25 protein-coding genes and 1 pseudogene are annotated in these 24,674 nt (G+C 62.4%); 19 read left to right on the top strand and 7 right to left on the bottom strand.

The features are described from left to right. The first annotated feature begins 193 nt into the window (after positions 1 to 193). The 9 genes from AC57B6_RS25530 to AC57B6_RS25570 all read left to right on the top strand — a co-directional run bounded on the left by AC57B6_RS25530 (position 194) and on the right by AC57B6_RS25570 (position 8,931). Positions 194 to 1,249 carry a beta-keto acid cleavage family enzyme gene (locus AC57B6_RS25530; protein WP_252889823.1) on the top strand — a complete coding sequence of 352 codons (1,056 nt, stop codon included), beginning with the start codon at positions 194 to 196 and terminating at the stop codon, positions 1,247 to 1,249. Between the two features lie 153 nt (positions 1,250 to 1,402). Beyond that, the gene (locus AC57B6_RS25535; protein WP_106353042.1) at positions 1,403 to 2,722 is read left to right on the top strand and encodes an MFS transporter; all 1,320 of its coding nucleotides are present in this window, start codon (positions 1,403 to 1,405) and stop codon (positions 2,720 to 2,722) included. A 113-nt stretch (positions 2,723 to 2,835) separates the two neighbouring features. After that, complete coding sequence (locus tag AC57B6_RS25540; RefSeq protein ID WP_028194073.1) at positions 2,836 to 3,816, top strand: quinone oxidoreductase family protein; 981 nt, start codon at positions 2,836 to 2,838, stop codon at positions 3,814 to 3,816. Between the two features lie 10 nt (positions 3,817 to 3,826). Then, positions 3,827 to 4,675, top strand: a complete 849-nt coding sequence (locus AC57B6_RS25545) for a TauD/TfdA dioxygenase family protein (protein ID WP_216752174.1) — start codon at positions 3,827 to 3,829, stop codon at positions 4,673 to 4,675. A gap of 19 nt (positions 4,676 to 4,694) precedes the next feature. Further along, positions 4,695 to 5,255: an RBBP9/YdeN family alpha/beta hydrolase gene (locus tag AC57B6_RS25550; RefSeq protein ID WP_028194071.1), complete on the top strand. Its 561-nt coding sequence runs from the start codon at positions 4,695 to 4,697 to the stop codon at positions 5,253 to 5,255. Beyond that, on the top strand, positions 5,242 to 5,604 hold the full coding sequence (locus AC57B6_RS25555; protein ID WP_496422345.1) for a Rieske (2Fe-2S) protein: 363 nt from the start codon (positions 5,242 to 5,244) through the stop codon (positions 5,602 to 5,604). The genes AC57B6_RS25550 and AC57B6_RS25555 overlap by 14 nt, the downstream gene beginning before the upstream one ends. Before the next feature lie 42 nt (positions 5,605 to 5,646). Next, complete coding sequence (locus AC57B6_RS25560) at positions 5,647 to 7,275, top strand: 3-(methylthio)propionyl-CoA ligase (RefSeq protein WP_496422346.1); 1,629 nt, start codon at positions 5,647 to 5,649, stop codon at positions 7,273 to 7,275. A 93-nt stretch (positions 7,276 to 7,368) separates the two neighbouring features. Beyond that, the gene (locus AC57B6_RS25565; RefSeq protein ID WP_028194068.1) at positions 7,369 to 8,514 is read left to right on the top strand and encodes a porin; all 1,146 of its coding nucleotides are present in this window, start codon (positions 7,369 to 7,371) and stop codon (positions 8,512 to 8,514) included. A 30-nt stretch (positions 8,515 to 8,544) separates the two neighbouring features. Then, entirely contained in the window at positions 8,545 to 8,931 is a 387-nt protein-coding gene (locus AC57B6_RS25570; protein WP_496422347.1) for a BON domain-containing protein, read from the top strand. A gap of 55 nt (positions 8,932 to 8,986) precedes the next feature. Here AC57B6_RS25570 and AC57B6_RS25575 read toward each other — a convergent pair whose 3' ends face one another. Then, positions 8,987 to 9,511 (bottom strand): thioesterase family protein, encoded by a 525-nt coding sequence (locus AC57B6_RS25575; protein WP_030099068.1) that lies wholly within the window; start codon positions 9,509 to 9,511, stop codon positions 8,987 to 8,989. A gap of 314 nt (positions 9,512 to 9,825) precedes the next feature. Here AC57B6_RS25575 and AC57B6_RS25580 point away from each other — a divergent pair, with 314 nt between their 5' ends. The 4 genes and pseudogenes from AC57B6_RS25580 to AC57B6_RS25595 all read left to right on the top strand — a co-directional run bounded on the left by AC57B6_RS25580 (position 9,826) and on the right by AC57B6_RS25595 (position 12,995). Further along, entirely contained in the window at positions 9,826 to 11,505 is a 1,680-nt protein-coding gene (locus tag AC57B6_RS25580) for an ABC-F family ATP-binding cassette domain-containing protein (protein WP_496422348.1), read from the top strand. A gap of 84 nt (positions 11,506 to 11,589) precedes the next feature. Further along, a pseudogene (locus tag AC57B6_RS25585) lies at positions 11,590 to 11,752 on the top strand (transposase domain-containing protein); the annotation flags it as partial. Between the two features lie 165 nt (positions 11,753 to 11,917). Further along, positions 11,918 to 12,598 (top strand): hypothetical protein, encoded by a 681-nt coding sequence (locus AC57B6_RS25590; RefSeq protein WP_496422349.1) that lies wholly within the window; start codon positions 11,918 to 11,920, stop codon positions 12,596 to 12,598. Positions 12,599 to 12,713: 115 nt separating this feature from the next. Continuing rightward, the gene (locus AC57B6_RS25595) at positions 12,714 to 12,995 is read left to right on the top strand and encodes a hypothetical protein (RefSeq protein ID WP_178370372.1); all 282 of its coding nucleotides are present in this window, start codon (positions 12,714 to 12,716) and stop codon (positions 12,993 to 12,995) included. A 287-nt stretch (positions 12,996 to 13,282) separates the two neighbouring features. On the opposite strand, the gene AC57B6_RS25600 is transcribed toward AC57B6_RS25595, so the two are convergent. Beyond that, the gene (locus AC57B6_RS25600) at positions 13,283 to 14,194 is read right to left on the bottom strand and encodes a LysR family transcriptional regulator (RefSeq protein ID WP_496422350.1); all 912 of its coding nucleotides are present in this window, start codon (positions 14,192 to 14,194) and stop codon (positions 13,283 to 13,285) included. Positions 14,195 to 14,289: 95 nt separating this feature from the next. Between AC57B6_RS25600 and AC57B6_RS25605 the strand changes: the two genes are divergently transcribed. After that, positions 14,290 to 15,576 (top strand): MFS transporter, encoded by a 1,287-nt coding sequence (locus tag AC57B6_RS25605; protein WP_496422351.1) that lies wholly within the window; start codon positions 14,290 to 14,292, stop codon positions 15,574 to 15,576. A gap of 30 nt (positions 15,577 to 15,606) precedes the next feature. Here AC57B6_RS25605 and mug read toward each other — a convergent pair whose 3' ends face one another. Next, positions 15,607 to 16,185 carry a G/U mismatch-specific DNA glycosylase gene (gene mug, locus AC57B6_RS25610; protein ID WP_106353033.1) on the bottom strand — a complete coding sequence of 193 codons (579 nt, stop codon included), beginning with the start codon at positions 16,183 to 16,185 and terminating at the stop codon, positions 15,607 to 15,609. Between the two features lie 95 nt (positions 16,186 to 16,280). After that, positions 16,281 to 17,042, bottom strand: a complete 762-nt coding sequence (locus AC57B6_RS25615; RefSeq protein WP_106353032.1) for a CerR family C-terminal domain-containing protein — start codon at positions 17,040 to 17,042, stop codon at positions 16,281 to 16,283. Between the two features lie 191 nt (positions 17,043 to 17,233). Here AC57B6_RS25615 and AC57B6_RS25620 point away from each other — a divergent pair, with 191 nt between their 5' ends. From AC57B6_RS25620 to AC57B6_RS25630, 3 genes are read left to right on the top strand one after another with little or no spacing between them, the layout of a single operon-like run. After that, a complete protein-coding gene (locus tag AC57B6_RS25620) occupies positions 17,234 to 18,376 on the top strand; it encodes an HlyD family secretion protein (RefSeq protein WP_496422352.1) in 1,143 nt (380 codons plus the stop codon). Further along, positions 18,354 to 19,973: an MDR family MFS transporter gene (locus tag AC57B6_RS25625; RefSeq protein ID WP_281663087.1), complete on the top strand. Its 1,620-nt coding sequence runs from the start codon at positions 18,354 to 18,356 to the stop codon at positions 19,971 to 19,973. The genes AC57B6_RS25620 and AC57B6_RS25625 overlap by 23 nt, the downstream gene beginning before the upstream one ends. Next, positions 19,973 to 21,457: an efflux transporter outer membrane subunit gene (locus AC57B6_RS25630; RefSeq protein ID WP_496422353.1), complete on the top strand. Its 1,485-nt coding sequence runs from the start codon at positions 19,973 to 19,975 to the stop codon at positions 21,455 to 21,457. The genes AC57B6_RS25625 and AC57B6_RS25630 overlap by 1 nt, the downstream gene beginning before the upstream one ends. 169 nt (positions 21,458 to 21,626) lie before the next feature. Here the strand turns inward: AC57B6_RS25630 and bamE are convergent, their stop codons facing one another. From bamE to AC57B6_RS25645, 3 genes are all read right to left on the bottom strand, one after another. Further along, complete coding sequence (bamE, locus tag AC57B6_RS25635) at positions 21,627 to 22,013, bottom strand: outer membrane protein assembly factor BamE domain-containing protein (RefSeq protein ID WP_444514508.1); 387 nt, start codon at positions 22,011 to 22,013, stop codon at positions 21,627 to 21,629. Between the two features lie 139 nt (positions 22,014 to 22,152). Further along, entirely contained in the window at positions 22,153 to 22,608 is a 456-nt protein-coding gene (locus AC57B6_RS25640; protein WP_496422354.1) for a DUF1269 domain-containing protein, read from the bottom strand. 154 nt (positions 22,609 to 22,762) lie between these two features. Continuing rightward, a complete protein-coding gene (locus AC57B6_RS25645) occupies positions 22,763 to 23,281 on the bottom strand; it encodes a YhbY family RNA-binding protein (protein ID WP_496422355.1) in 519 nt (172 codons plus the stop codon). Between the two features lie 282 nt (positions 23,282 to 23,563). On the opposite strand from AC57B6_RS25645, the gene AC57B6_RS25650 reads away from it, so the two are divergent. Together AC57B6_RS25650 and AC57B6_RS25655 are read left to right on the top strand one after the other, a co-directional pair. After that, entirely contained in the window at positions 23,564 to 24,067 is a 504-nt protein-coding gene (locus AC57B6_RS25650) for a DUF1269 domain-containing protein (protein ID WP_496422356.1), read from the top strand. Between the two features lie 186 nt (positions 24,068 to 24,253). Further along, positions 24,254 to 24,658, top strand: coding sequence for an Hsp20/alpha crystallin family protein (locus AC57B6_RS25655; protein WP_244207502.1), 405 nt, complete (start codon positions 24,254 to 24,256; stop codon positions 24,656 to 24,658). Positions 24,659 to 24,674 lie beyond the last annotated feature (16 nt).

Consider the following 24,674-nt stretch of genomic DNA (forward strand, 5'->3'; position numbering starts at 1 on the left):
ATGCCTGCTGCGCGCCCATACTGGTGTTAACGCGCAGTGGCATGAAATCCTAAAAGGATGGCGCCCAATCACAAAAGTGTAACGCAGGATTGCCGTATCGTGCGATCTCAACGGTTCATCATGTTCCGACCAGTTTTGATGCGGCCAGCCGTGCCGCGAGCGTCGGAACACCGTCCCCTTATTGGAGAACACGATGCAATTCCTCGACGATTCGCTGCACCCCGAGAACCAGGACAAGGTTGTCATCACGACTGCTCCCTACGGCCCGGAATGGATGCCCGAAGACTTTCCGGAAGACATTCCGGTGACGATGGAGGAGCAGATCCAGAAGGCCGTCGATTGCTACAACGCCGGCGCGACCGTCCTGCACCTGCACGTGCGCGAACTGGATGGCAAGGGCTCCAAGCGCCTGTCGAAATTCAACGAACTCATCGCGGGCGTGCGCGCGGCCGTGCCGGACATGATCATCCAGGTGGGCGGTTCGATCTCGTTCGCGCCGGAAGACGACGGCCAGGCCGCGAAGTGGCTGTCCGACGATACGCGTCACATGCTGGCCGATCTCGATCCGAGGCCGGATCAGGTGACGGTGGCGATCAACACCACGCAGATGAACATCATGGAGTTGCTCTATCCGGCGTACCTGGAAGGCACCTCCTTGTCCAATCCCGCGCTCATGGCCGCTTATAGCGAAATGACGGTTCCGGCCGGCCCGGCATGGGTCGAGGAGCACCTGCGCCGCCTGCAGGCCTCGGGCATCCAGCCGCACTTCCAGCTCACGGGCATCCATGCGCTCGAGACACTCGATCGACTGGTGCGCAAAGGCGCCTACAAGGGGCCGCTCAATCTGACGTGGATCGGGATCGGCGGGGGCTTCGACGGTCCGAACCCGTTCAACTTTTTCAACTTCGTGCACCGCGCGCCGGACGGCTGTACGCTCACGGCCGAGTCGTTGCTCAAGAACGTATTGCCGTTCAACATGATGGCGTTGTCCATGGGCCTGCATCCTCGCTGCGGCATCGAAGACACGATCATCGACCAGCACGGCAACCGGATGACTTCGGTGCAGCAGATCGAGCAGTGCGTGCGGGTGGCGCGCGAACTGGGGCGCGAGATTGCGTCCGGCAAGGAGGCGCGCGACATCTACCGCATCGGCGTGCAGTACGAAACGGTCGACGAGACGCTCGCGGCCAACGGCATGGCGCCGAATCGCAAGCTTGGCGTGAAGAATCTGCCGCTGCGCGCGGCGTGAGCGGTTGGAATGCCGCTGACGCTTCGCGGATGTCGCGTTTCAACGTAGGGCTCCCCGGTATGCCGGGGAGGGTTGCACGGTATCCATAAAGGCCGCCTTTGCCCAACTGGTCAAAGGCGGTCGCCAACGAGCTGGACACGAAGGAGACGACTCATGTTCACGCATGCCGAGCCGACGACGGCCGATGTTTCGACGACGCAAAAAGACGTGCGCGCGTATGCGTGGGTGGTATTCGCGCTGACGGTCGGCTTGCTGCTTTCTGACTACATGTCGCGGCAGGTGTTGAATGCGGTGTTTCCGATGCTCAAGGCCACATGGAACCTTTCCGACACCCGGCTCGGTTCGCTGAGCAGTGTGGTCGCCCTGATGGTCGGCGTGCTCACCTTTCCGCTGTCGGTGCTTGCCGACCGCTGGGGCCGCGTGAAGAGCATCGTCCTGATGGCGGCGATGTGGAGTCTCGCGACGCTCGGCTGCGCGCTCGCGACGAACTATGGCGAGATGCTGCTCGCGCGTGCCTTCGTCGGTATCGGTGAGGCCGCCTATGGCAGCGTCGGCATCGCCGTCGTCCTCAGTATCTTTCCGGCGCGGCTGCGCTCCACGCTCACGGCCGCGTTCATGGCTGGCGGGGCGTTTGGTTCAGTGCTGGGCATGGCGCTAGGCGGTGCAGTCGCCGCTCACCTGGGCTGGCGCGCGGCGTTCGGCGCAATGGCGGCCCTGGGGATCGTGCTGCTGGTTCTCTACCGGTTTGCCGTCACCGAAAAACGGCTGGCGCGGCTGCAGCCTGCCAGTGTGAGCCGGCAAGCGCAGGGCCGCGGTGTATGCATGAGCTTGCGCGCGCTGATGAAAGGACTCTTTTCGACCAAGTCGGTCGTGTGCGCCTATGTCGGCAGCGGCATCCATCTGCTGGTCCCGGCAGCCGTATGGGCGTGGATGCCCAGCTTCCTGAATCGCTACTACGGCATGTCCACCGGCAAGGCCGCCATGAGTGCGGCAATGTTCGTACTGGCAACCGCTTTCGGCATGGTGGTGTGCGGGATTCTGACCGACCGGCTCAGCAAGCATGGGCGGGAAAGGAAGTGGAGCACGGCCATCGCCTTCTGTCTGATCTGTTTCGTGCTGCTCACGATCGGTTTCCGGATGCCGGCGGGTCCGGCACAGCTCGTCGTGATTGGCGCCGGCATGTTCTTCAGCGCGGGCGCGACCGGCCCCTCGGGTGCAATGGTGGCGAACCTCACCCCGCCGTCGATCCATGCGTCGGCATTTGCCACCCTGACGCTCGCGAACAACCTGCTGGGGCTGGCCCCCGCTGCCATCCTGACGGGTATCGTCGCTGACCGGGTCGGGCTGCTCGGCGCGCTGCAATTCGTGCCGTTCGCACCGCTCGTCGCAGCGGCCGCCTTCTTCATCGGCAAGCGGAATTACGGCGTCGACCTCGATCGCGTGAGTGCCCTGCGTGAACAGGCCGGCTGCTGACCCGACCGTCACCCGCGAGGTCTGGACCTGACAAGTGCGCCTGAGAGCAGGACAGGCAGGTCCGTCACGCGCCAAATAAATTCGCAGTTCAAGTAAAGGATAGGAGAATCGATATGGCAAAAGCAGTGCGTTTCCATGAAACCGGCGGACCCGAAGTATTGCGCTATGAAAACGTTGAAGTGGGCAATCCCGGTCCTGGACAGGTTCGCTTGCGCCACGAGGCAGTGGGCCTGAATTTCGCCGACACCTACTTCCGCACCGGCCTGTACCCCGTGCCGCTGCCCGCAGGCATGGGTGTCGAGGCTGCAGGCGTGGTCGAGGCAATCGGCTCCGAGGTGACCAACGTCGCGGTTGGCGACCGCGTGACCTATACCGGTTTTCTCAACACACTCGGCGCCTACAGCACGGAACGCCTGGTCCCGGCGGCGCCGCTCATCAAGCTGCCGGCTGCGATCTCCTGCGAAACGGCTGCCGGGATGACGATGCGAGGCCTGACCTCGTCGTACCTGATGCGCCGCATTCATGATTTCAAGGCGGGCGACACCATCCTGCTGCATGCGGCCGCCGGCGGTGTCGGCCTGATTGTGTCGCAATGGGCGAAGCTGCTGGGCCTCAACGTGATCGGCACGGTTTCGAACGAGGCCAAGGGCGAGGTGGCCCGTGCGCATGGCTGCGACCACATCGTCTACTACAGCCGGGAGGACGTTGCGAAGCGCGTGCGCGAACTGACCAACGGCGTCGGCGTGGACGTCGTGTTCGACAGTGTCGGCAAGGATACTTTCGAGTCATCGCTCGATTCGCTCCGGCGCCGTGGCCTGATGGTCTGCGTCGGCACAGCCTCCGGGCCGATCCCGCCGTTCAATCCACAGATTCTGGCAATGAAAGGTTCGCTCTACCTGACGCGCCCCGCGCTGGCGGACTATATCGCCGACCCCGCCGAGAAGGACGCACTCGCCGGCGAACTCTTCGGACATGTCGCCGCGGGCCGCATCAAGATCGAACTCAATCAGCGTTACGCGCTGGAGGACGCGGCGCAGGCCCACCGCGACCTTGAATCGCGCAAGACGACCGGCTCGTCCGTCTTCGTCATCTGAGGAGAGCACCATGCGAGTCGAACAATTGACGTGCGCCATCGGTGCCGAACTGGTGGGTGTGAATCTGGCCGATGCCATCGACGACGACGGCCTGTTTGCAGAAATCCGCGCGGCGCTGCTCAAACATCGGGTGCTGTTCCTGCGCGATCAGAACATCTCGCGCGCCGAGCATGTTGCGTTCGCGCGCCGTTTTGGCGAATTGGAGGACCATCCCGTTGCCGGCAGCGACCCGGAATATCCTGGCCTCGTGCGCATCTACAAGAACCCGGATCAGCCCAACGACCGGTATGAAAACGCGTGGCACTCGGATGCCACCTGGCGCGAGGCGCCGCAGTTCGGCGCTGTCCTGCGCTGTGTGGAGTGCCCGCCCGTCGGCGGCGACACGATGTGGGCAAACATGGTCCTCGCCTACGAGAACCTGCCGGACCACATCAAGGTCCAGATCGCGGACCTGCGTGCCCGCCACAGCATCGAGGCGAGCTTCGGGGCTGCCATGCCGATCGAAAAACGTCTCGCTCTCAAGGCGCAATTTCCTGACGCGGAACATCCGGTTGTGCGCACCCACCCGGAGACCGATGAGCGTGTGTTGTTCGTGAACGCCTTTACCACCCATTTCACCAACTACCACACGCCGGGGCGCGTGCGCTTTGGGCAGGACGCCAATCCGGGCGCGAGTGACCTGCTGCGTTATCTCGTCAGCCAGGCCTATATCCCCGAGTACCAGGTCCGCTGGCGCTGGAAACCCAACAGCATCGCGATCTGGGACAACCGCAGCACGCAGCACTATGCAGTGATGGACTACCCGCCGTGCCACCGCAAGATGGAGCGCGCCGGAATTGTCGGTGACAAGCCGTACTGATGGGCCAGGAGGCCGCTTCATGACTCTCGATACAACACCGACCATCCTGCTGGTGCCGGGCTTACGCGACCACGTCGCGGAGCATTGGCAAACGCTGCTGGAACAAAAGCTGCCCAAGGCGGTCTCGGTGCCGCCGCTCGAGCACGACAAACTCAGTTGCGCGGCGCGCGTCGCGGCGCTCGATGCCGCACTCGCGAAGATCGATGGTCCCGTGATTCTGGTTGCGCACAGCGCTGGCGTGATGATCACGGTGCATTGGGCCCAACAGCATAGCCGCAAGATTCACGGTGCGCTGCTCGCCGCTCCGGCCGACCTCGAGACGCCGCTGCCGGCAGGCTATCCGGCCTTCGATGCGCTCGCTCAGAACGGTTGGCTGCCGATTCCACGCGAACCGCTGCCGTTTCCGAGCATCGTCGGTGCGAGCCGCAACGATCCGCTCGCGCAGTTCGAGCGCGCGGCGGCGATGGCGAACGACTGGGGCAGCCGGCTCGTCGACCTTGGCGAAGTCGGTCACCTGAATCCGGCCGCGGGGTTTGGTGAATGGCCGATGGCGGAGGCGCTGATCCATGAACTCGTCTGATCAGATACCGGTTGGCGCGATCGATGAAATCGGACCAGGCCAGCGAAAACTGGCCTTCATCAATGGGCGCGGCGTTGTCCTTTTTAACATCGACGGCACGATCCACGCGATTGACGACTCGTGTCCCCACCAGGGCGCTTCGGTCGCAAACGGTCATCTCGACGGGTGCGTGCTGAGCTGCCCGGCGCATGGTCTGCGCTTCGACCTTCGCACCGGTTGCATGCCGGGCGCCAGTGGCTTGAGCCTGACGACATTCCCAGTCCGGGCCATTGACGGAAAGCTGTTCGTGAGTCTCGAGAACCCGGTCGCCGGGGCCGCGCCCGCACCGGCATGCAATGCGGCATCGTGATTCGTGCCGCGCGGGAACACATCGCCATTCAGGGGAACAAGGATGCAAGGTTTGATGATGCAGCAACCGCTGCTGATCGCTTCGCTGCTCACGCATGCTGAACGCCATCACGGCGGCCAGGAAATCGTATCGCGACGGGTCGAGGGTGATATCCACCGGTATCGGTACCGGGATCTTGCGCAACGCGCGCGCCGCATGGCCAATGCGCTCGCAAGCCTCGGTATCCAGCCGGGCGAGCGGGTAGGCACGCTGGCGTGGAATGGCTACCGGCATATGGAGCTGTACTTCGCCGTGTCCGGGGCCGGGTCGGTATTGCATACGCTCAACCCGCGTCTGCATGTCGATCAGCTCGCGTACATCATCGAGCATGCGCAAGATCGCGTCGTGTTCTTTGACCTTACGTTTCTGCCACTGATCGAGAGCATCGCGCCGCGCGTCAAAAGCCCGAAAATCTTCGTCGCCATGACAGATCGCGCGCACATGCCTCAAGACCTTGATCTGGCCACGACGCTGTTGTGCTACGAGGACCTCGTCGACGGACATAGCGATGCTTTCGACTGGCCATTGCTGGACGAAAATAGCGCGTCATCGCTGTGCTACACGTCCGGGACGACCGGCAATCCTAAGGGCGTGTTATACAGCCACCGCTCGACCCTGCTGCACACCTACGCGGCGGCGCTGCCGGATTCGCTGAACTGTTCCGCGCGCGACGTGATCTTCCCGGTCGTGCCGATGTTCCATGTGAACGCATGGGGATTGCCGTATATCGCCTGCATGGTGGGGGCGAAGCTGGTGTTTCCGGGGCCGGCGCTGGATGGCAAGTCGCTTCATGAACTGATCGAGGACGAACAGGTCACGCTGTCGGCCGGCGTGCCGACCGTCTGGCAGGGATTACTCGCGCATGTCGACGCAATTGCGGGTTCGTTTTCGTCGATGCAGCGCACGATTATCGGCGGCGCTCCCTGCCCGACGGCAATGACGGCAGTGTTCCAGGAGCGTCATCGCGTCGACGTCGTGCACGCGTGGGGCATGACGGAATTGAGCCCGGTTGGCACCGTCTGCAGTTTCAAGGCGCACCAGGTGTCTCTGCCCGTGGAAGAGCGCTACGCGCTTCAGGCGAAGCAGGGGCGCCCGGTGTTCGGCATCGACATGAAGATCGTCGATCTGGACGGCAACGCATTGCCGTGGGACGGCGCCGCAACTGGCGACCTTCTCGTGCGCGGTCATTGGGTCACGCGGGAATATTTCGGCGTTGACGACACACCGCCGCTGCGCGACGGCTGGTTCCCGACCGGCGACGTCGCGAGGATCGATCCCGACGGTTTCATGCAGATTACCGATCGCAGCAAGGATGTCATCAAATCCGGCGGCGAATGGATCAGCTCGACCGACATCGAAAATGTCGCGTACCTGCACCCGGAAGTCGCGACAGCGGTATGCATCGCCGCGCGGCATCCGAAGTGGGACGAGCGGCCGCTGCTGCTGATTGTGAAGAAGCCAGGTAGCGCGCTCGTCGCCGAGGAACTGCTTAGCTTCTTTGACAACCGGGTTGCCAGGTGGTGGAAACCGGACGCTGTGGTGTTCGTCGAGTCGGTTCCGCTCGGTGCAACGGGCAAGATTCTGAAGAACCAGTTACGGGACCAGTTCGGCGATCATTACCTGTCGGCCTAAGACACCGGAATCGCAGCAACACAGTTTCATCAGAGCAGCAAGCCATAAGCCGCCGGGCACCGCCCGGCGAGCATAAAACCTGGAGGAGACGAAATGAAATTGAAATCAAGCTGCTTGGTAGTGCTGATAGTTTTTTCGGCGTCAGCTCATGCCCAGTCATCCGTTACGCTCTACGGCGTGGTGGACAACGGACTCCTGTATCAAAGCACGTCGGCGGCGACGTTCCAGCCGACCGCGCGTAACCAGGGGCATGTCTACCAACTGAAGGACGGCGGTATCTATTCCAGCTACTGGGGCTTGAAGGGAATCGAAGACATTGGCGGTGGCTACAGGATTACGTTCAAATTGCAAGGCTCGTTCAACACCACGACCGGCAAATTCGGGCTTTCCGACACGCCGGGCACGACCGCGCTTTTCAACCAGTATGCGACGGTCGGCGCGACCGGACCGTTTGGCACGTTCGACGCCGGCCGGCAGATCATCCCGATGATCTACGCGATGGCGGAAACCGATGTGCGCGGCGCGCAGTATTTCGGCAGCATCCTGACTGCGTGGCTCGGCATCAACCAGGCAGCGGGCTGGGCCGGCACCAGCACGAATGCGCCAATCGGCGCGCTCTATGACAGCAACGCGCTGGTGTACAGTTCGCCGAAATTCTATGGTGCTTCGCTTGCGCTGGAGTACGCGCCGGGTGGCGTCGCGGGACAGTTCCAGGGCGGCACGCGCGAGTCGGCCGTGCTCAAGTACTCGAATTACGGTCTGAACCTGTCCGCTGTGTACTACAACGGACATGACACCAATCCGTATCCGCTGACCTATCCGGCGGCTCCGGCTACGCCGGCGACAGGCCAGAGCAATAACCGCTTCTACTATTTCGGCGCGATGTATACGATCAGTGGGTTTTCCGTATCCGCCTCGTACGGCATCGGCAAGAATCCGGCGAAGAGCAGCACCGCTGACTTCGAAATGGTGTCGGGTGGCCTCGGCTACCAGTTCAATCCGCACTTCAAGATCACCTCGGGCTACTACTACCTGAAGGACCGGAACCACTCAGCGAATCATTCGAGCGAAGTATCGGTGGGTGCCGAATACAACCTGTCGCAACGGACCAAGGTATATGCGCAAGTCGGCTACGTCGACAACAAGGGGACGATGAACCAGACGATCATCTATGGGGCACCGGTTGCGCCGGGTGTCTCCACCACGGCGGCCATGATCGGCTTGCGCCATAACTTCTGATTCCGTCACTTTCATCAAGCGGAGCAATCCATGAAAGCAATCAAGATACTTGGGCTGGCTGTCGTTACATTGTTTGTTTCAATGTCCATGACTCCGTGGTGCCAGGCCGGTGAGGCAGCCAGTAGCTCGTCCAGTGCGCAAGGTGCATCCGCGGCGGCGGGGTCGGGAGCAGCGGCGCCCATGGGCAGGAAAGCGGATCGTGCGCTGCGCCGGAAGGTTTATGCTGCCATCGGGAAGTACAAGGAAATCAGCGCCGGAGACATCAGTGTCATCGCGAAAGACGGCGCGGTGACACTGAATGGCACAGTCACGGATACGGCTCAGATCGGCAAAGTGGAGGCGATCGTTCGGGGCGTTCCCGGGGTGACGTCAGTGACCAACAAGCTGACGGTGAAGAAGCCATTTGGCGGCATGTAATCTGCCGTGGTCAGGGGCGGGGTGGTGCGGGGCCGGGCGAGGCCGAAAGCGAAGACTACGTCGACGCCATACCTCCTTCAGCCGCACTCCACCCCGCGACCCATCCAGGCAATTCCGGCGACGGCTGCGTAATCTGCGCCAACTGCAGCAACTCCGCCGTCGTTACGGTGCCGCCGCTGCGCTTCAGGAAGCGTGCTCGCACCACGGACAATGCGACTTGCACATCATCGCGCACGAACCCTTGTTCGATGAAGATATGCTTTTCATCCCAACCGATCACGCGAGTCTGGACGTTATAACGGTTGCCAAGCTCGAGCGACCGGTGAAATCGCATCGTTTCCAGCGTGACGACCGGATACCAGCCACGTGTCTTCAATTGCCGCCATAGGCCACTACGCATCATCAGATCTACGCGAGCGAGGTCCAGAATCGTGAAGTAACGGCCGTTGTTCATATGCAGCAACACATCGAGGTCGTTTAGCCAGACACGAAAAGGCGTGACACACGTATCGAGCACGTGCAGCCGACTGCGGTGACGACTGGTGAGTACCACAAGCAGCAAACGAATTAATAGACTCATGCGAAAACCTGAAGATAGGAATGCGCCGCGTGCGGCATGGAAACGTGAATGGTAGTCGCGCAGGCTGCATCCGAGGCGAAGATGGCGTAGCAAATCTGTAGAACACTCCCTCGAAAGGAGGCGACGTGCCGCAGTGAATCACGGCATAGGCAATGGCGTCCGCGCGCCGTTGCATGGATTTGCGTAAGCTTTCGCTTGTGCTCGGCACGCCGGCGCCTCCCAGGCGCAAGCGGTTTTTCACCCATGCGGCCAGAAAAGAGTCAACCCGCACGCCCGGTCGGCTATCATGCCTATCCTCTTCGAAGTAGCCCTCTATGATTTCCGTCCGTAATGTCACCCTGCGCCGCGGCGTCAACGTCGTACTCGATAACGCGTCCGTCACCTTCACCCCCGGCGAAAAGGTCGGCCTGGTCGGCCGCAATGGCGCCGGCAAGTCCTCCTTCTTCGGCCTTCTCAACGGCACGCTCCACGAAGACAGCGGCGAGTTCTCGATTCCCGCCGCATGGAGGATGGGCCAGGTTGCGCAGGAAATGCCGGAGACCGAGCAAAGCGCGACCGACTTCGTAATCGAAGGTGACACCGTACTGCTGGCGGCGCAGGCCGAAGTGGCCGCCGCTGAGGCCAGCGACGACGGTATGCGCATGGCGCACGCCTACATGGCCTTGCACGACGCCGGCGCACACGATGCCCCCGCACGTGCCCAGGCACTGATCCAGGGCCTTGGCTTCAGCGCTGCGCAGCTCGACCACCCTGTCAACAGTTTTTCCGGCGGCTGGCGTATGCGACTGCAACTGGCGCGCGCGCTCATGTGTCCGTCCGACTTGCTGTTGCTCGACGAACCGACCAATCACCTCGACCTCGACGCGTTGGTCTGGCTGGAAGCGTGGCTCAAGCGCTACCAGGGAACCATGGTGGTGATCAGCCACGATCGCGAATTCCTCGACGCGGTGACGCAGGTGACAGTGCACGTCGACAACGCCAAACTCGTGCGTTACGGCGGCAACTACAGCAAGTTCGAAGAAATGCGCGCCGAGCAACTGGTGTTGCAGCAGGCCGCGGTGGCGAGGCAAGCGGACAAGATCGCTCACCTGCAGAAATTCATCGACCGTTTCAAGGCCAAGGCCTCGAAGGCGAAGCAGGCGCAGAGCCGGGTCAAGGCGCTCGAACGCATGGAGAAGATCGCACCGGTGCTGGCCGATGCAGAGTTCACCTTCGAGTTCAAGGAGCCACTCAACGTCCCGAATCCGCTGTTGTCGATGCTGGACGCGAGTTTCGGCTATCCGGCGCCGGACGACGCGCCGCTGGGCACGCCGCCGACGGTCATCGTGCGGGGCATCAACCGATCCGTGCTGGCCGGCCAGCGCATCGGCATTCTTGGCGCCAACGGCCAGGGCAAGTCCACTCTGGTGAAGACGGTGGCGCATGAGCTGGCGCCGATTGCCGGCGAAATCAGCGAAGGCAAAGGCCTGAACATCGGCTACTTCGCACAGCAGGAACTCGATGTGCTGCGTCCTCTGGACACGCCGCTGGAACACATGATCCGCCTTGCCAGGGACACGCCGGCGCACCTGCGTGCGCCTGGCCAGAGCGGCACCGAACAATCGCTGCGAACCTTCCTCGGCACCTTCAACTTCAGTGGCGACATGGTCCATCAGGCGGTCGGCACGATGAGCGGGGGCGAAAAGGCGCGGCTCGTGTTGTGCATGATCGTGTGGCAGCGTCCCAACCTGCTGCTGCTCGACGAACCGACCAACCACCTCGACCTGGCCACACGCGAAGCGCTAGGCATGGCGCTCAACGAATTCGAAGGCACGGTGATGCTGGTCAGTCACGACCGGTCGCTGCTGCGCGCGGTATGTGACGAGTTCTGGCTCGTCACCAAGGGTGGCGTCGAGCCCTTCGACGGCGATCTGGACGATTACCAGCAGTTCCTGCGCGACGAAGCCCGTCGCATGCGCGAACAGGCGGCCGGGGAGCAGAAGGTAGTCGCCTGAGTTGAACCCCCAAGCAGTTCCGGTCTGGAAGCTGCCAGCCTCGGCCGGAAAGACGCCCGTACAAAAGGCCTCGGTCTGCTCTGGCGTGCCGCCGCAATCGCCCGCCTCATTGGCATCGCAAAACTCAACGGCGTCGATCCTGACGCTTATCCGCGCTTCGTGCGTACACGCATCGCCGACCCCGATCAACCGAATCAACGAACTCACACCGTGGGTCGTTGGCGCTCAGTTCGGCTCCGCAGCCTGAAGAATCGCAATCTCCAATCAGGACGCCACTGGTGTCACGCTCACTGCACACCGTAGGAAACGCTTGGGAAACGGTTGCCTCGTAACCTGGCGGGAGGACGAAGCCAGGCTCGCCAGCAGGCTCTGACGGGGGCTCTCCGCGAACGAGTGACAAACGGGAGGTTTCATGTACACCAAGGGCAACGCCACCGTCATGAACAAATGGGTTCGGGCTTTTTTCGACGGCCCTGAGCATTCGGGCAAGAAGTCGGATAACAAGCGATACGATGAACAACCGGCCGAGGGTTTGACATTAAAGGAAGGGCAGGCGGAAAGGAGAAATACCAATCAGCCGCTTGCCAGTACGATACGCCAGACGATTCAAGGCAAGAGACAGGAGATGAAGAGTCTCTTGAATAGGTCGCTCACTCCGGCTGAGATGGGTGAAATTATTAAAAAACAGGAACTCCGAGGCGGCAATTGCGCCGAAATGACATGGCTTCTCTGTTTCGCCTTTAAAAGCAGGAACTTAAACATATGGATCGCCATCATCGACGATCCCGGAGACCACCAGTTCTGCATCCTGATGAAGGGCACGCCCGCGTTCGGTTCGATCAAGACGATGGACTACGCGGGTGACGACCAGTGGATCATCGATCCGTGGGCCAACATCGTCTGCAAGCCGGCCGAGTTCTTTACCGCCTTTGGCGACAAGATGAAAAAGTGGACCGACCATGGCAAACGGATTGGTGTTCCAAATAGCGCGAAGACCGGGTACGTTTGGACGCCGGGCACGGATGCAAAGTACTTCAAGGACAACACCGAATCCGGCTTGCAGTACCGGAAAGGGTGGGGCTTCGCGACCTGATTACAAGCCGCAAACTCCCAACGATCAACAGGCTGCGACCCGGTGCCCCGGCCGTAGCCGCCGAGGGTGACAGATCGATGTTTCCCGTTCAACTGGTCGCGCCGATTATGCCTTTATGCAGGTAGCCCCGCGCGAACTGATCATCGCCGGCTTTTTTACTGGTAAATCTCAGCACGAAAAACTCCCACTTGTCGCCGGAACGTTTGCCGAACGTGGTCGCGATCTGTTCGTCTTGCTGTCTGCGCTGTTCGTCGCGGCCGCCTTGGCCCGCGCTTGCCGCATTGGCATGCACGGCGAGGCACACACGCCGTCCGCAGTGACGGAGCCGGCGCCGAACGTGCAGCCGTCCATTGCAGCGGTAAACAAGTGCGTGAGGAAACCGGCCCAAAAGGTGTGACAACCGGCCAGACCGGGTCGAGGAGGATTTCGCCCGTTTCCGTACGCGGGCACCTTCGCCGAAATGATTTCGCAGGCGCGTTCCCGAGTCGTTTCCGTAATCTACTTATCGCTTTCGTCCAGTTGCTCCCTGGCGGCGAGACTGTTGAATCCGGCCCGCATGCCGGTGGCGCGTCAGTGCGTAACGCGCTCGCGCATTGCCGGGATTTGCTGGCTGTTAAAACTGATTCCGTTAGCGCGGCCGGATAGACGGAACCAGACCCGCCCGGAGAGAGCGAGGCTGAGCGGCTACGCGCTGCGCTCCACATCGCTCTCCATTTTCTCCACAAGCGCGTCGCGCATCAACGCAACGGGCCGCACCAGGCGACCGGGCAGCATGCCGTGCACGAGCCACACGTTGAGCACGTTGTGGAAGTCCGTCACGTCGATGCGCTGCAGCGATTCACGGTAGGCGCTGCGCTTCAGCATTTCCGGCACGGCGAGCCCGATGCCCATGCCCCGGGCCACCAGCGAAAGCTGCAACTCGGACCCAAACGCCTCGACCGCGACGTTGAACTGCAAGCCGGCCGACGACATCGCCCGACTCAGCGCGGAACGCATCCCGCAGCCGTCCTGGTTCAACACCCATGGATGACGCGAAAGCTCGGCGAGCGTCGTCGGTTCGTCGGTCAAGCCGAAAGAACGCGGCGCCACAACGATGGCCCGTTTGTCGCCGAGTCGCGCGGCCGTCATCGCTTCGGGCAGGGGAATGCCGACGGGTAACAACACGACGGCCGCATCCACGGCGCCACGCTCCACGTTCTGCAACAAGCCCGGCGACCAGCCGGCGGTCACGCGCAGCGTCAGCTTCGGAAAGGCACTACGCAAACGGTCGACGGGCCGTTCGAGCGCGAGTTCGGATAGAAACGGTGGGACGCCGATTCTCAACTCTCCGGTCGATTCGCTATCGGGCGACGCCACGGCCATCAGGTCGTCGACGGCGCGCAGTACCGTGCGCGCCAGACCGTACACCTCATTGCCCGCCGCGGTCGGCTTGAGCGGTTTGCTCTGCCGGTCCAGCAACTCCGCGCCGAGCATGGTCTCCAGATTCTGAACGCGGCGCGTGAGCCCAGGCTGCGTGAGAAACAGCTTCTCCGCCGCCCGCACCATCGATCCGCTTTCGACCACCGCCACGAAAGCCTGCAAGTCACGCGTGTTCATAACTAACTCGCATAAAGATTATCGACATATTTCAATTGTCGCATAACATCGTCGTCCGTACGATAAGCCGGAGCTAATTCAACCGGAGTGGAACGATGAATCAACGTGCCGAGACGCCTGCGCGGCCCTTGCCTCCCTTGTCTGCCGCGACCGTACCTTCGCCGGCGCCGGCTGCCGGCCTGACCGCGCCGCTCACGCTGTTTTTCGCGGCGGCGGTCGGTGTGATCATCGTGAACCTGACGGCGGCGCAACCATTGACGGGGCCCGTCAGCCGCGCGCTGAACCTGCCGCCCGAACTCGCCGGCCTGATCGCCATGCTGCCGCAGTTGGGCTACGCGGCCGGGCTGCTTCTGCTCGTGCCGTTGTGCGATCTGCTCGAGAACCGCAAGCTTATTTTTCGGACGCTGATGTGCTGTGCGGTGTTTCTCGGCATTGCGGCGCTCGCCCGGTCGGGTTGGCTGTTTCTCCTGTCGGTGTCGCTGGCGGGCGCGACGTCGAGCGTGATTCAGATGCTCGTGCCGATGGCGGCGTCGATGGCGCCTGAACACGGACGTGGGCGGGCAATCGGCAACGTGATGAGCGGGCTGATGATCGGGATTCTGTTGTCACGCCCACTTGCCAGTGTGATCGCGGGATCGTTCGGCTGGCGCGCGTTCTTCGGCATCGAGGCGTGCGCCGACGCGCTGCTTGCCGTGGTCCTGTACACCCAGTTGCCGACCCACCGGCCGCTCGCGACGGCCCGTTATCCAGCGTTGCTGCGCTCCCTGTGGACGCTGCTGCGCACCGAACCCATCCTGCAACGCCGCGCCACGCTGGCGGCGCTCGGGCTTGGCGCGTTCAGCGCGTTCTGGACCGCCATCGCCTTGTTGCTGGCGCAGCCCCCGTTCTCGCTCGGCATGCACGGCATCGCCGGGTTTGCACTGGCGGGTGCGAGCGGGGCGATCGTCACGCCACTCGCCGGTTATCTCGGCGATCGCGGGGCGCAGCGCATCACACAACTGATCGCGCATCTGTTGATGATTGCGGCCGTGCTCGTCATGGGCGCGGCCGGTGCGGGCTGGGGCGGATTCCCGGTCACCACGCATCCCGGTCTCGCACTCGCGCTGCTAGTTGCCGGCGCGGCAGCGCTCGACGCGGGTCTGATCACCGATCAAACGCTCGGACGGCGCGCGATCAATCTCATCAACCCGGCGGCGCGCGGCCGATTGAATGCGCTCTTCGTGGGTATTTTCTTTATCGGCGGCGCGCTCGGTGCGTTGCTATCGGGGGCGGCCTGGGCGTGGGCCGGATGGAGTGGCGTTTGCATCGTGGTACTGGGGTTCACGATTGCGGCGCTTCTGTTCGGATTCTTTGACCGGGCCAAAGCGTCGCGCCAGAACTGACCATCTTCAGTTTGATAAACGGGGCAGATCTCACTGACGCGGAACATCGCGCAGACCTGCTTCGGCCGACGCCAGGGCCAGACGGAGTTCCCGGTAGGCCGTCACCAGCGCGTCAAGGCTAAATGTCCGGTTCAGGCCGCTGGGATTGGGCAACACCCATACGCGGGCGCCGCCGAATAGTGCCGGTTGCGGGCCCCAGTCGATGTCGCGCGTGCCCGACATCGCACTGAGCGCCATCTTGCCGAGGAAGGCAACGCAGTGCGGCGCATATCCTTCGATCTTCCGCTCGAATTCGATCGCGGCGGCTTTGAATTCCCCTTGCGACAGTTCGTCCGCTCGTGCGGTCGGCCGCGAGACCACGGTGGTCAGCCCACAGCCGTACTGCAGGATTGTGCGATCGTCTTGAGGATCGATCTGTCCAGGCGTAAAACCGGCCAGATGAAGGGTCCGCCAGAACCGATTGCCTCTGCCGGCAAAGTGCCGGCCGGTCGACGCCGCACGGAGACCCGGATTGATGCCGCAAAACACCACTGATAAACCCGGTGCCAGGATATCGGAAAGACCTTGAAGCGAATCGGAGTGAGTCACGGACGGGCTAAGCCTTTTCATGGAGTGCATTCGCGCGACAGCGGTTCGAAGGTAAGTCCACCCGGACCCTTTCTCGTCAGAACCACGAATGCCGCCTTGATCGCGGTGTTTGGGGATCACGGCTGCTTGCGTGGCTTTTCCTTCACCGTGCGAGGCGCGGCAGCGGCACCCCCCTCGTCACGTTCCCGGCTCCATTGTTCGAGCAATATGCGCGTCTGGTCGCGGATGGTCGACTTGATCTGTTCCATGTTCTCGGCGTCCATGCTTTTCCAGCCGAGCATCGACAGCGTTGAGCGTTGCGCGACATGGAAAATCACCAGTTGCCCATGCAGGCTGAAGTTGCGGATCAGCGTGACTGGATCATCGGCGGCGCGCCCGGAAATTCGCGCGACGAGCGCTGCGGTTGCATTGGTGAGCGGCTGACGGATCCGGCTCGCCAGAATCCGCGTCGCGCTTTCGGGTTCCTGTCCGGCCTGCTCGCGCGCGAAGAAAAGCCGCCGGCCGCGATTCTCGCCTTTCGCGAAAACGCCGTCCGCGACCGCTCCCTGAATGCGGATGTAGGCGTCGATCAGCGCCGCGGTGCCGGCGTTTTCACGCAATGCTTCCTGCGCGTCCGCGATAGCTGGCCCGAAGGTCTTCCACGCATCGTCGGCGAGCGCTTCGACGCACGCGCGATACACCCCTTCCTTGTTCTCGAAGTAATACTGCAGCGCGGGTGCGTTGACGCCCGCGAGAGCCGCGATGTCGCGCGTCGAAGCGCCTTCAAAACCATGTTCGCCGAACAGTTCTACCGCCGCTTCGATGATTCGCCGACGCGTCTCGTCGCCGCGCGCATAGCCGCCTTCCGGCGGACGGCGCAGCCTCTTTGCGGTGTTCATGCATTGCTCTCCGCGTTTCTTTTCGTTGCGCCCCAAAGGCATTTCTTTGACGGGAGCGCCCCTTAGTAAGTCTTTGAGGGGAAGGGCGCCTCGGCCAGAACCTCTGGGAGGATTTCTTCCGAAATATATCACTTGACACAATTGTACCAACTGGAATAATTTTGCCGGACAGAAATAATTGGACTAACAAGATGTCAACCACCGCAGGTTCTCCCTCCCGTCCGCTACCGGCAGAAGATACGCCGGCATCAAATGCCAGGCGTCCCAGCCGGCGAACGGTGCTGCTCGCGCTCGGCATCGTCGCGCTGATTGTCGGGGCCGTCTGGTTCGCCCGCTGGTGGACGGTGGGGCGCTTTATCGAATCCACCGACGACGCTTATTTGCAGGCCGACAGCGTCACGGTCGCGCCCAAGATCGCGGGCTACGTCACGGAGGTTTACGTCGCGGACAACCAGGTCGTGAAGCCCGGCGACCCGCTGGTGCATCTCGACGCCCGCCAGTATCAGGTCGCGCTCGACCAGGCGCGGGCCACGATCGATGCGCGCAAGGCCGACATCGAACGCGCGCAGGCGGACATCAAGCAGCAGCAGTCCAATATCGCGCAGGCACAGGCACAGCAGCAGGTCGCGCAAGTGAACGCCCACCATGCGAGCGACGAAGTGCGGCGCTATGCGCCGCTCGTCGCAACCGGCGCCGAAACGAGTGAACGGCTGGCGGAACTGACCAGCAGCCGTGATCAGGCAAACGCCACGCTTGCCGCAAACGCCGCAGCGGTCGCCGCCGCGCGCTCGCAGATCGGCTCGGCCGCCGCGCAGCTCGCGCAGGCACGCGCACAACTTGAAGCGGCCGAGGCAAGCGCGCAGCAATCGCAACTCGATCTCGACAACACCGTGGTGCGCAGCGTGCTCGGCGGCAAGGTCGGCGATCGCACCGTGCGGGTGGGTCAGTACGTGCAGCCCGGCACGCGGATGCTGACGGTCGTGCCGGTGCAGAACACCTATCTGCTGGCCAATTTCAAGGAAACGCAGGTGGGCCGGATGCGTGTCGGCCAGCCGGTGGAATTGCACGTCGACGCGTTGCCCGGTCATACGCTGCATGGCGTGATCGACAGTTTCTCACCCGGCACGGGCTCGCAATTCGCGTTGCTGCCGCCGGAGAACGCCACCGGCAACTTCACGAAGATCGTGCAGCGCGTGCCCGTGCGGATTCGCATCGATACAGGTGCGGAGACCCGCAGCGTGCTCCTGCCGGGACTCTCGGTAACCGTGGATGTTGACACGCGTTCCGCGCGCGATCGTGACTCACGCATCGATGCCGAGAATCATCGTGGCTGAACCGGGCAACGCTACGTCCGCCAACCCGGCCGCACCGCACGCCGAAGAGCGTGCCAGCGTAGGTGACTGGATCGCCGTCGCGGCAGGCGCGCTAGGCGCCTTGATGGCGACGCTCGACATTTCGATCACGAACTCCGCGCTGCCGCAGATTCAGGGCGAAATCGGCGCCACCGGCACCGAGGGCACCTGGATTTCAACCGGCTATCTGATGTCGGAAATCGTGATGATCCCGCTTGCGGCATGGCTCACGCGCGTGTTCGGTCTGCGCAATTTCCTGCTGGCGAATTCCGCGCTGTTCATCGCGTTTTCAATGATGTGCGGCTGGTCGCACACCTTACCCATGATGATCGCCGGGCGCATCGGCCAAGGTTTCACCGGCGGCGCGCTGATTCCAACGGCGCAGACCATCATCCGTACGCGCTTGCCGCTGTCGCAGTTGCCGGTCGGCATGACCATGTTCGGCCTGATCGTCTTGCTCGGACCGCTGCTCGGGCCGGTGGTCGGCGGCTGGCTCGCGGAGAACATCAGCTGGAGCTGGTGCTTCTTCATGAATCTGCCGATCTGTCTGGCGCTGATGACCCTGTTGATCGTCGGTCTGCCGTCGGACCGGCCGCACTGGGAGGCGTTTCTCAAGGCGGACTGGCTCGGCATCGTCGGCCTCGCGATCGGTCTGAGTTCGCTGACCGTCGTGCTCGAGGAAGGTCAGCGCGAGCGCTGGTTCGAATCTTCGATGATCGTCGCGCTCACCTGCGCGTCGGTCTTCGGCATGCTCCTGATCGCCGCTTCGCAAATGACCGCGAAGAAGCCGATCGTGCGCCTGGGCCTGATGCGCAACCCGAATTACGCGAGCGTGATTGTGATTGTGTCCGCGGTCGGCGCGGCGCTGTACGGTGTGTCGTATCTGGTGCCGCAATTTCTCGGCGTGGTGGCGGGCTACAACGCGGAACAGTCCGGCGCGATCATGCTGCTTTCCGGGCTGCCCGCGTTCATGATCATGCCGATCCTGCCGCGGTTGCTTGGCAAAGTCGATTTCCGCGTGCTGGTGATCACTGGGCTGGTGTTGTACGCGATCAGTTGCATGATCGACATCAGCCTGACCGCGCAGAGTGTCGGACACGATTTCGTCTGGTCGCAACTGATACGCGGCACCGCGCAGATGCTCGCGATGATGCCGCTCAATCAGGCGTCGATGGCGGCCGTGTCGCGCGAAGATTCCGGCGACGCCGCCGGTCTGTACAACATGGCGCGCAACCTCGGCGGCTCGATCGGCCTCGCGATCATCGGCACCGTGATCGACCGGCGCACCACGTTTCATACCGCGATGATCCGCGAGTCCGTCAGCGCCAATTCGCTGATCGGCCAGGAGAGCCTGGCGGGGAGCGCGGCGAACTGGTTCGCCCGCACGGGGGACATGGCGTACTCGCAGATGCGCGCGCTTGGGCAACTCGGGGCGCAAATCCAGCAGCAGGCCGTCGTGATGACCTATTCGGAAACCTTCTATCTGCTCGGCATCGCGCTGCTCGCCTGCATTCCGCTTGCGCTGCTTCTGAAAACGCCGCGCCGCAATGCGCCGTCGCCTTCGTCTGCCGGACACTAATGTCTTATTCCAACATGATGTTTATTCGTCCCTCGTGTTTCGCCCTGACTGCCGCCGCGCTTCTGTCCGCCTTGTCGGCTTGCACGGTCGGCCCGGATTATCACGGCGCGCCAGTGGTTGCACAGGACGCCCGCAACAGTACGACCTTCGTGCGTACGCCGGCCTCCGGCATGGCTGCAACGCGCGCGCCGAACCAGTGGTGGCTCGCGTTCAACGACCCGCAGTTGAACGAACTGATTGCCGCCGCCTTTGCGCACAGTCCCGACGTGCATATCGCACAGGCGCGGCTGCGGGAATCGCGTTCGCAATTGCAGGTGCAACGTGCGAACGAGTTGCCGAAGGTGTCAGGCGCAGTCGCCGCGGTGCGCATGCGCGAGCCTGATCTGAGTTCGCTCAGTTCGGGGAGCTCCTCAGGCGGAAGTGGCTCTTCGACGGGGCGCGGTCCGCTGCAGCTCTATACCGCGGGATTCGACGCCACGTGGGAAATCGACCTGTTTGGCGGCACACGGCGCGCGATCGAAGCGGCGTCGGCGGATGCGCAAGCGGTCGATGCCGATCTTGCGGACACCCAGGTATCGCTCGCAGCCGAGGTTGCGCAGACCTACGTGGAACTACGCGATCAGCAGATGCGGCTTGAACTCGCACGGCGTCAGGCGGAAACGGAGCAGAAGATGTTGACGCTCACGCAGCAGCGGCGTGAACGCGGTACGGCGGCGGACATCGATGTCGAACGCCTGAGCACGCAGGTCGAGAATACGCGCGCGACGTTGATTCCACTGGATGCCCAACTCACCGATTCGCTCGACCGCCTGGCCGTGCTCACCGGCCGTGAACCGGGCGCGCTGGACGCACAGCTTGCCGCCGCCCGGCCGCTGCCGGTGTTGCCGGAGACGGTCGCCGTCGGCGACCCGTCGGTGATGCTGCAACAGCGCCCCGACATTCGTGCGGCGGAACGGCGTCTTGCATCGAGCAATGCGCAGATCGGTGAACACATCGCCGATTTTTTCCCGAAGGTGACGTTGCTCGGCGATATCGGCTTTAGCGCGGGCGATCCGGGCCACCTCGTGCGCAAGAACAATTTCAGTTGGATCGGTGCGCCCTATTTGCAATGGAATGCGCTCGATTTTGGGCGCACGCTGGGCAGCGTGCACGCGGCTGAAGCATCGCGAGATGAAGCCGAGGCGCGTTATACCAAAGCGGTGCTCGGCGCGTTGCAGGACGCGAATTCATCGCTCTCGCGCTATGGGCATCAGCGTGAGCACGTCGTCGCGTTGCAAAAGGTGGAGGCATCCGCAACGCACTCGGCCACGCTGATGCGGCAGCGCTATTCCGCGGGCGTCGCTACATTGATCGATCTGCTCGATACGCAACGCACGGAATTCACCGCGCAGCAGAACGTCGTGGCCGGGCAGGCCGAGTTGCTGAAGGACTTTGTGTCGCTGCAGAAAAGCCTTGGGTTAGGCTGGCAAGCGCAGCAAACTTAGTGTGCCGCCGCCGTTTTTCGATCAGAAGGTTTCCCGATCCGCTCTTGCCGCATTGGCTGCGAGCGCCGGTGCTTTGTCAGCCAGGGTGGCTGGAACAAGCTTCGGTCGGGGGGCGCGACGCGCGGCAGCAATCAACTGAAGGCGGATGAGCGCCCCCGCGCCCGTTTACTTATGGCTGTCGGGGCGTCTGCGGAGCGAAGCCCGAAGAAACGGTATGTGAGTCCCGCAATATGCCGTCCGGCCCGAACTCGAAACTGATCGTGGCGGTAGGCGCGGCATTGTTGCCGCCCACTGTCGGATTCAGGTTCGAAAGAAAAAGCGCCGAAAGCGGCCGTGCCTCGGTGGATGCATATACGAGGAACGTCGATCCATTTTGCAGGATGGAGCTTGACGACGGCGTGCCCAGTCTCGCCAGCACTTGCTGCTCGGTCGTTACGCCCGGTTTGAAGTCCGATACGTCCTCGGGTTTAATCTGCTGCGCCATTGTCGACGTGCAGCCGGCCAGCAAACACACGCATACGATCGACAGACTCATTATGGTTCGCAAGCCGCTCATGCCACCTCTCCTTCGTCGAGTGTCTGGGTCATTTTCATCAATCCGGAACGGATGCGATCATAACAGGCCGCGTGGACGGTTTAATGTCCGATGCGTCAATCCAGAACCCTATCAGGCCGATGCACCGCGCTTGCCCGGTTCACGCACCAAGTGGCTTGCGGTAGACGATTCCGTGATGAGCGGCAACGACTTTGTCGAGCGCTTCGGGCGTCGCTTCGCGAGCCTCGAGAATGATTGCAAACGATCCCGGCGCGAAGTCGCCGCTGACGGAGTCGACGAATTCATGATCCAGTATGTCGACAAGCGCAACGCCGGCTAACCCGGTACTCGCGCCTATCGTGAAACCGAGCAGGGCGCCGGACGTTCCACCGAGCATGCCAATCAGGCCGCCCGTTATGGCACCGATTACAACGCCCCAGAATGGCTGCGTCTTCGTGCCGAGCAGGCTCACTTTTCCGGCCAGGTCTTTTTGAACCATCACGCCGCTGTCGATCTTGAAGTTCGCGTCTTCTCCCTCGAGGGTCCGGAAATCCGCGGCAGCTTTTTCCGCATCGGTCACGTTGCTGAAAACCGCGACGATCAATTGTTGGGTCATCGTAAAGTACCTCTCATGAAAAAATTCATGCGTTACAGGTTGCCTTTCGGATGAAGTGCACCGGCGTCACGCATGAATACTGCTCGAAAGGAAGTACCGGTGCAATGCGCACGAGATTGCGTTGCACATGCTTCGCGGGCCATCGGCGTGTGGATTATTTGTGGCCCTGACTCTGGCGCTTCGCGCTCGTCTGGCGTTTCTTCGCACGTTTGACGTTGCCGCCCGCGGTCACGCGCTCGTTACCGCGGACCAGCAGTTTTCGACGCTTCGAACGGCGTATCGCCGGTGCATTGGGCGAGCGCTTGACGACCTTGACGACGCGCGGCGCAGCACCTTTCCTCGCCACGCCGGTATCCGCGCGGACGCCATGCACGCCGCGCATGGCATCGGACTCGCTCGCTTCAGGTTTCCAGATCACCAGCAGCTTGCCGATATGCTGGATTGGGGCGGCATCGAGGCAGCCGCAAATCTGCTCGCAGATTGCATCGCGTGCGCCGCGGTCGTCGTCCGACACGCGGATCTTGATCAGATGGTGCGCTGCGAGGTGGACGTCGATTTCGGCGAGCACAGCATCAGTCAGCCCTTCGGCGCCGATCAGGACGACGGGCTTGAGCGCCTGCGCCTCGGTGCGCAGCGCGGCGCGCTCGGCGGGAGTCGGAGAAAGGGCGGGCATCGGGACGATGAAACGAGTATGGCCACACCAGAGAGAGCTAGCTGTCTGACATTCTCGCCGCGATTGGCGGCTCGCATCAATAGGCGTTGAAAACGATAGTAACTATCGGGCGAATTGATAAGTACATCGACATTTCGGTCTCTATTGCCCGCGTTCATCCTGACTATAATCAACGGGTCCAACGTCGACTTCTGGACCCGCTGGCCTGAGGCGCGGACGGCGTAGCTGTCATCTCCGAATTGACGTTTTGATCACCAGCTTCCACTCTCTTGAGGTCATGTCATGTCTACGTTGATTGCGATTACCTACCAGGACCTGGCAGTTGCAGAAGAGGCATTGAAGGAGTTGCAGACACTGCAGAGCGAATACCTTTTGCAACTGCAGGATGCGGTCGTGGTTGAGCGCACGGCCGACGGCAAAATCAAATTACATCAGACGGTAAACCCAACCGCGGCAGGTGCGCTGAGAGGGGCATTCTGGGGCGGCCTGATCGGTTGGCTGTTTCTCAATCCGTTGCTGGGCGCCGCGGTGGGATCGGCATCCGGGGCGTTGGTGGGCAAATTGAGCGAATACGGTGTCGATGACAATTTCATGAAGTCGCTGGAGCAAAAAATACAGCCTGGTGCGGCCGCGCTGTTTGCGCTGCTTAAGGATGTGACGCTGGATAAAGTGGAAGCCGATCTCGCGAAACTGGGCGGGACTGTGCTCTACACCAATCTTTCGCTGGATGACGAATTGAAGCTGGTGGAGGCGCTGTCCAAAGCCCAAACCACAACGAATGGATAGCATGGTTCGGACACGCAGCGAGTGCTGTCACGTGCGGTGTTACCGGCCCGGGCGCGCGACGCGCAGTTCCGGCACAGCGCCTCGCGTTCGCTGTATTCGTCTGTGCTGACTTGACACGCGTGCGGGCTTGGCCTTTGATAAATGGACAGCCAGCGTTGGGCTGACAGAACAGGCAGGGAGCCAGCCGTGACCTTCACCCGCCATACCATGATGTGGGAAACCGCCGTCGACGCACTCGAGCGCGCCGAGCGCATGCATCGCCAGTTCTTCCGTTTAGCGGGGCAGCGTGCGCGGGCGCCGGTATGGGAGCCGCCTATCGAGGTGTACGAGCAGGACGGCCGGCTGGCGATCGTGGTCGCATTGCCGGGTGTGCCGCCCGATAGCTTGAGCCTGGACCTCGAAGGCGCGATGCTGATCATCGCGGCTGAGCGAACCACGCCTCGGGCCTTCGCGGGGGGCGTGATCCACTGCCTGGAAATTCCGTATGGCCGCTTCGAGCGACACATCCGGCTTCCGGCCGGGCACTATCGCCTGGCACGGCGCGATTTCGAACATGGTTGCCTGTTGCTGGACTTCGAGAGGCTGGATTGAGCCCGGCAGGCACGGG

The organism is Paraburkholderia sp. BGA-UO-ETr-F12, from assembly GCF_059567945.1.

Coding starts and splice junctions, on each gene's coding strand:
- AC57B6_RS25530 (WP_252889823.1), top strand. CDS start 194: ATGCAATTCCTCGACGATTCGCTGCACCCCGAGAACCAGGACAAGGTT.
- AC57B6_RS25535 (WP_106353042.1), top strand. CDS start 1,403: ATGTTCACGCATGCCGAGCCGACGACGGCCGATGTTTCGACGACGCAA.
- AC57B6_RS25540 (WP_028194073.1), top strand. CDS start 2,836: ATGGCAAAAGCAGTGCGTTTCCATGAAACCGGCGGACCCGAAGTATTG.
- AC57B6_RS25545 (WP_216752174.1), top strand. CDS start 3,827: ATGCGAGTCGAACAATTGACGTGCGCCATCGGTGCCGAACTGGTGGGT.
- AC57B6_RS25550 (WP_028194071.1), top strand. CDS start 4,695: ATGACTCTCGATACAACACCGACCATCCTGCTGGTGCCGGGCTTACGC.
- AC57B6_RS25555 (WP_496422345.1), top strand. CDS start 5,242: ATGAACTCGTCTGATCAGATACCGGTTGGCGCGATCGATGAAATCGGA.
- AC57B6_RS25560 (WP_496422346.1), top strand. CDS start 5,647: ATGCAAGGTTTGATGATGCAGCAACCGCTGCTGATCGCTTCGCTGCTC.
- AC57B6_RS25565 (WP_028194068.1), top strand. CDS start 7,369: ATGAAATTGAAATCAAGCTGCTTGGTAGTGCTGATAGTTTTTTCGGCG.
- AC57B6_RS25570 (WP_496422347.1), top strand. CDS start 8,545: ATGAAAGCAATCAAGATACTTGGGCTGGCTGTCGTTACATTGTTTGTT.
- AC57B6_RS25575 (WP_030099068.1), bottom strand. CDS start 9,511: ATGAGTCTATTAATTCGTTTGCTGCTTGTGGTACTCACCAGTCGTCAC.
- AC57B6_RS25580 (WP_496422348.1), top strand. CDS start 9,826: ATGATTTCCGTCCGTAATGTCACCCTGCGCCGCGGCGTCAACGTCGTA.
- AC57B6_RS25590 (WP_496422349.1), top strand. CDS start 11,918: ATGTACACCAAGGGCAACGCCACCGTCATGAACAAATGGGTTCGGGCT.
- AC57B6_RS25595 (WP_178370372.1), top strand. CDS start 12,714: ATGCAGGTAGCCCCGCGCGAACTGATCATCGCCGGCTTTTTTACTGGT.
- AC57B6_RS25600 (WP_496422350.1), bottom strand. CDS start 14,194: ATGAACACGCGTGACTTGCAGGCTTTCGTGGCGGTGGTCGAAAGCGGA.
- AC57B6_RS25605 (WP_496422351.1), top strand. CDS start 14,290: ATGAATCAACGTGCCGAGACGCCTGCGCGGCCCTTGCCTCCCTTGTCT.
- mug (WP_106353033.1), bottom strand. CDS start 16,185: ATGAAAAGGCTTAGCCCGTCCGTGACTCACTCCGATTCGCTTCAAGGT.
- AC57B6_RS25615 (WP_106353032.1), bottom strand. CDS start 17,042: ATGAACACCGCAAAGAGGCTGCGCCGTCCGCCGGAAGGCGGCTATGCG.
- AC57B6_RS25620 (WP_496422352.1), top strand. CDS start 17,234: ATGTCAACCACCGCAGGTTCTCCCTCCCGTCCGCTACCGGCAGAAGAT.
- AC57B6_RS25625 (WP_281663087.1), top strand. CDS start 18,354: ATGCCGAGAATCATCGTGGCTGAACCGGGCAACGCTACGTCCGCCAAC.
- AC57B6_RS25630 (WP_496422353.1), top strand. CDS start 19,973: ATGTCTTATTCCAACATGATGTTTATTCGTCCCTCGTGTTTCGCCCTG.
- bamE (WP_444514508.1), bottom strand. CDS start 22,013: ATGAGCGGCTTGCGAACCATAATGAGTCTGTCGATCGTATGCGTGTGT.
- AC57B6_RS25640 (WP_496422354.1), bottom strand. CDS start 22,608: ATGACCCAACAATTGATCGTCGCGGTTTTCAGCAACGTGACCGATGCG.
- AC57B6_RS25645 (WP_496422355.1), bottom strand. CDS start 23,281: ATGCCCGCCCTTTCTCCGACTCCCGCCGAGCGCGCCGCGCTGCGCACC.
- AC57B6_RS25650 (WP_496422356.1), top strand. CDS start 23,564: ATGTCTACGTTGATTGCGATTACCTACCAGGACCTGGCAGTTGCAGAA.